The sequence below is a fragment of the Streptomyces durocortorensis genome (assembly GCF_016901035.1).
Lineage (GTDB): Bacteria > Actinomycetota > Actinomycetes > Streptomycetales > Streptomycetaceae > Streptomyces > Streptomyces durocortorensis.
In genome coordinates this window covers 1-4,747 of sequence record NZ_JAFEUF010000073.1, presented here as the reverse complement: position 1 = coordinate 4,747, position 4,747 = coordinate 1, and the positions used below count along the sequence as shown (strand labels likewise).

The following is a 4,747-nucleotide window of genomic DNA, read 5'->3' as shown; positions in this document are numbered from 1 at the left end:
CGGGTCCCCGCCGTCGGCGCGCCGCCCGGGGCGGGGGTTTTGGGTTTGGGGCCCCGCGGGCCTGGGGGGCCCGGCGCGCGGGGGGTTCCCCGGGGGGGGCGGGGGCCCCGCGCGTCAGTCGCCGCAGCGGCCCTCGCGCAGCGAGTGCAGGTGTTCGCTCGACTTGCGGGCGAAGGCGAGCGACTCGACCGGGTTGTCGTGCTCGGTCTGCCAGTGGTGGTAGCTCCGGCCGTGGTGGGTGCGCTTGGTGACCTTGGACAGGAACGTCTTGTAGTCGATGTCCCCGTCTCCGACGTCCGACATGCGGTAGCCGTCGCGGGTCGTCTCGTCGCGGACCCCGTCCTTGACGTGGAAGAGGGGGTAGCGGTTCGGGTGCTTCAGGACGTACTTCAGCGGGTCGAGCGGGGCCGGGGTGCCGTCCACGCGCTTGCTGAAGCGGAACTGGGCGCAGAACGCCCAGTAGATGTCCATCTCCAGGTAGACGAGGTCGGGGTCGGTCTCTTCGAGCAGCACGTCGTAGAGGCGTACGCGCGGCTTGTCGGTCGCGAAGGAGAACTCCTCGGCGTGGTTGTGCTGGTAGAACTTCATGCCGCGCTTGCGGGCGGCGGCCCCGTACGTGTTGAAGTCCTCGGCCGCCCGCTTCCAGCCGTCCACGGTGTCGCCGTAGCGGAAGGGGCCGGAGGCCGTGCCGATGTGCTTGAGGCCGAGCGCCTGGGCGTCGTCGAGGACCTTCTCCAGGTTCTGGGCGAAGGTGTACGCGCCGGGGTTGTTGTCGTCGTAGTAGCCGACGTGGCTGCCGATCGGGTTGAGGCCGTGGTCCCGGGCCAGCCGCTTGAGCTGGGCCAAGGTGATGGCGCCGGCCGATCCCTGGGTGTATCCGGCGAACTCGATCTCGTCGTAGCCGTACTTCTCCAGTTCCGCGAAGACGGGGGCGAAGCCGAGCGTGGAGACCTGGTCGCGGAGGCTGTAGAGCTGGATGCCGAGGCGGCCGGGGGGCAGGACGGGCTTGCCCTTGCCGTGGCCGTGCCCATGGCCGTGGTCATGCCCGTGCCCGTGGCCCTGGCCCCGGTCGGCTGCCTGGGCGCTCGCCGTGCCGATGATCGTGGCCGCGGTGGCTCCGGCGGCGACGCCCAGGATGTTGCGGCGGCTCAGTCTGCGGGCGAGTTCGGTGTCCTTGGAGGTGCGGCTCATGTTCGCGTGACTCCCTTGGCTGCATGGGTGACGTGGGTGAGCGGTGCGGTGCGGTGCCGGGTGCGTGACGGATTGTCAGTGCAGTCCGGCAAGCTTGAGGAGCAGGGACTTCACTTCGGTGGCCCTGACCCGGTCGGTGAACGCGTGGGGGGTGGAGCAGAGGATGAGCGGACCTTCGTCGTCGCTCTCGGGGAGCCGGCCGTGGCTGCCGCGAATAGGTGAGGGGTCCAGGGGGACGACCGCCATGCGGTAGCGCATGCCGAGCTTCTTGCGGGCGACCGCCGAGACGGCCTTGACCCGGACGTAGGGGTCCTGGGGGTCCATGAAGAGCTCGACGGGGTCGTAGCCGGGCTTGCGGTGGATCTCGACGAGCTGGGCGAAGTCGGGGGCGCGGGCGTCGTCGAGCCAGTAGTAGTACGTGAACCACGCGTCCTTCTCCGCGACGGCGACGAGTTCGCCGGAGCGGGGGTGGTCCAGGTGGTGCGCCTTCTTGCCCTCGTCGTCGAGGAGCTGCTCGATGCCGGGCAGGTCCGCGAGGGCGGCCCGGGTCGCCTCCAGGTCCTCGGGGCGGCGTACGTAGATGTGGGCGAGCTGGTGGTCGGCGACGGCGAAGGCCCGGGACGCCATGGTGTCCAGGTATTCCATACCGTCCTGGGTGTGGACCTCCAGCAGGCCCGCCCGGCGCAGGGCGCGGTTGATGTCGACCGGGCGGTTCACGCGGGTGATGCCGTACTCGGAAAGGGCGACGACCGTACGTCCTTCGGCGCGGGCGTCGGCCAGCAGCGGGGCGATCGCCCGGTCCAGGTCGGCGGCGGCCCGGTGGGCGCGGGGGTCGTCGGGGCCGAAGCGCTGGAGGTCGTAGTCGAGGTGGGGCAGGTAGCAGAGGGCGAGGTCGGGGGTGCGGGTGGCGATGATGTGCCGGGTGGCGTCGATGATCCACTGGGAGGAGACCAGGTCGGCGCCGGGGCCCCAGAAGTGGAAGAGGGGGAACGTGCCGAGTTCGTCGGTCAGTTCGTCGTGCAGGGCGGGGGGCCGGGTGTAGCAGTCGGGCTCCTTGCGACCGTCGGCGTAGTAGACGGGGCGCGGGGTTACGGTCCAGTCGGTGTCGGCGCCCATCGCGTACCACCAGCAGATGTTGGCGACCGTGTAGCCGGGGTGGGCGCGGCGGGCGGCGTCCCAGAGTTTGTCGCCCTCGACGAGCCCGTTGTGCTGGCGCCACAGCAGGACGTCGCCCAGCTCGCGAAAGTACCAGCCGTTGGCGACGATGCCGTGTTCGGCGGGCATCGTGCCGGTGAGGAACGTCGACTGGGCGGCGCAGGTGACGGCCGGCAGCACGGTGGAGAGGGGGGCCTGCGCGCCCTGCTCCCCCAGGGCCCGGAGGTTCGGCATGTGGGCCAGCAGCTGCGGGGTGAGGCCGACGACGTCCAGGACGAGGAGGGGGGTGGGGCCGCCGGTCTCCTGTGCGGTTTCCGTGCCGGGTTCGGGCGCGCTCATGGCAGTTCCTTGAGGCCGAGGTCGACCAGGAGGTCGCGGGTGAGGGTGAGGAGGACGGCGATGCGGTCGGCGAGCTGGAGGGTGGTGCGGGGCCGCAGCTCCGCGGGCAGCGCCTGCCAGGTGTACGTCTCCACCTCCAGGTGCCGGGTCAGGGGCGCGGGCCCGCCGACGAGCCGGGCGAGCGTGTCCTGGAGGACGGGCAGCGTCGAGGTCAGCGGCGGTGCGGGGGGCGCGTGCAGCGGTACGTGGAAGTGGGCGCGCCAGGGGGTGGAGTCCGGGAGCGCCCGGCCGGCGATCGCCTCTTCCAGGTCGTCGGTGCCGCGCAGTCCGGCGGCGGTGCGCGTACGGGCCTGGTGCAGGAAGCGGGGTTCGGCGAACGCGGCGAGCGCCGTGCGGACCTCGGGCAGGTGCGGGTGCTCGGCGTGCAGGGCCGCGGAGAGCTGGGACTTGACGACGCGGACGCCTGCGGCGGCCAGGGCGTCGAGCGCGGTCGCGGGGTCCTCGAAGGAGGTGGCGAGGTGGCAGGTGTCGACGCAGATGCCGATCCGGTCGTGGCCGACGTCGGTGAGCGGGGCGATCGCGTCGGCGGTGGTCTCCACCGTGCAGCCCGGTTCCGGTTCGAGGCCGATGCGGATGGACTTGCCCGTCATCTCGGCAAGCGCGTCGAGGCGCTGGGCGAGGGTGGTGAGGGCGGAGCGCGCGGTGCGGGCCGCCTCGGGGTCGCCGTCGTAGGGGGTGCGCCAGGCCAGCGGCAGGGTGGAGATGGTGCCCTCGGTGGCGTCGTCGGGGAGCAGGGCGGCCAGGAGGCGGGCGAGGTCGGTGGTGTGGGCGAGGCGGTCGGGTTCGGTCCAGTCCGGCCGGTAGACCCGGTATTTGACCTCGTCGGCGCCGAACCCATCGTACGGGAAGCCGTTGAGGGTGACCACTTCGAGGCCGCGGCTGTCGAGTTCGACGCGCAGGGAGCGGAGTTCGGCGGGGTCGTTGACCAGGGTGCGGGCGGCGTCCCGGGCGAGCCAGAGGCCGATGCCGAGGCGGTCCCGGCCGAGTCGGCGGCGGACGGGTTCGCAGTGGTCGCGAAGCTGGGCGCGGACCCCTTCCAGGGTTTCGGCGGGGTGGACGTTGGTGCAGTAGGCGAGGTGGACCGTCGAGCCGTCCGGGTGGCGGAAGCGCATGGCCGCCTCACTCCCCGCCGCGCAGGATGGAGTTGCCCTCGTGAAGAGTGTCGGGGGCCGGGACGTCCAGCTGGAGGCGGCCGCTCTGGCCGTAGAAGGCGACCGGGTTGCGCCACAGGACCTGGTCGACGTCGTCCTCGGTGAATCCGGCCTTCAGCATCGCGTCGGCGACCTTGCGGGTCTTGAGGGGGTCGCTCTTCCCCCAGTCCGCGGCCGAGTTGACGAGGATCTTCTCGGTGCCGTGGTTCTGGAGGATGGTGACCATCCGGTCCTCGTCCATCTTGGTGTCCGGGTAGATGGAGAACCCGGCCCAGCAGCCGCTGTCAGTGGCGGCCTTTACGGTTGTCTCGTTGAGGTGGTCGAGGAGGACGAACTCCGGGGGGAGGTTCGATTCGCGGATGACGTCGATGGTGCGGTGGAGACCGGCGAGCTTGTCGCGGTGCGGGGTGTGGACGAGGGCGGGCAGACCGTGGTCGGCGGCGAGCTGGAGCTGGGCGGCGAGCGCGTGGTCCTCGGCCGGGGTCATGGAGTCGTAGCCGATCTCGCCGACAGCGACGACGGAGTCCTTGACCAGGTAGCGGGGCAGCGCGTCCAGGACGGGGGTGCAGCGGGGGTCGTTCGCCTCCTTGGGGTTGAGGGCGAGCGTGCAGTGGTGGGCTATGCCGTATTGGGAGGCGCGGAAGGGCTCCCAGCCGAGGAGCGCGTCGAAGTAGTCGAAGAAACTGGCGGGCGAGGTGCGGGGCTGGCCGAGCCAGAAGGAGGGTTCGACGAGCGCGCGGACGCCCGCGTCGTACATCGCCTGGTAGTCGTCGGTGGTGCGGGAGGTCATGTGGATGTGGGGGTCGAAGATGCGCATCAGGACTCCTCCGTGGGGGCGGGGGCTGCGGAAG

4 protein-coding genes are annotated in these 4,747 nt (G+C 71.5%); all 4 read right to left on the bottom strand.

Features of this window, described 5'->3' with window-relative positions:
• Positions 1 to 114: 114 nt before the first annotated feature.
• Positions 115 to 1,191, bottom strand: coding sequence for a sugar phosphate isomerase/epimerase family protein (locus tag JS521_RS16260; protein ID WP_205083708.1), 1,077 nt, complete (start codon positions 1,189 to 1,191; stop codon positions 115 to 117).
• A 75-nt stretch (positions 1,192 to 1,266) separates the two neighbouring features.
• The gene (locus JS521_RS16255) at positions 1,267 to 2,685 is read right to left on the bottom strand and encodes an alkaline phosphatase family protein (RefSeq protein ID WP_205083707.1); all 1,419 of its coding nucleotides are present in this window, start codon (positions 2,683 to 2,685) and stop codon (positions 1,267 to 1,269) included.
• Positions 2,682 to 3,857, bottom strand: coding sequence for a metabolite traffic protein EboE (eboE, locus tag JS521_RS16250; protein ID WP_205083706.1), 1,176 nt, complete (start codon positions 3,855 to 3,857; stop codon positions 2,682 to 2,684). Before eboE ends, JS521_RS16255 begins: the two co-directional genes overlap by 4 nt.
• A 7-nt stretch (positions 3,858 to 3,864) precedes the next feature.
• Complete coding sequence (locus JS521_RS16245) at positions 3,865 to 4,713, bottom strand: TatD family hydrolase (RefSeq protein WP_205083705.1); 849 nt, start codon at positions 4,711 to 4,713, stop codon at positions 3,865 to 3,867.
• Positions 4,714 to 4,747: the final 34 nt, after the last annotated feature.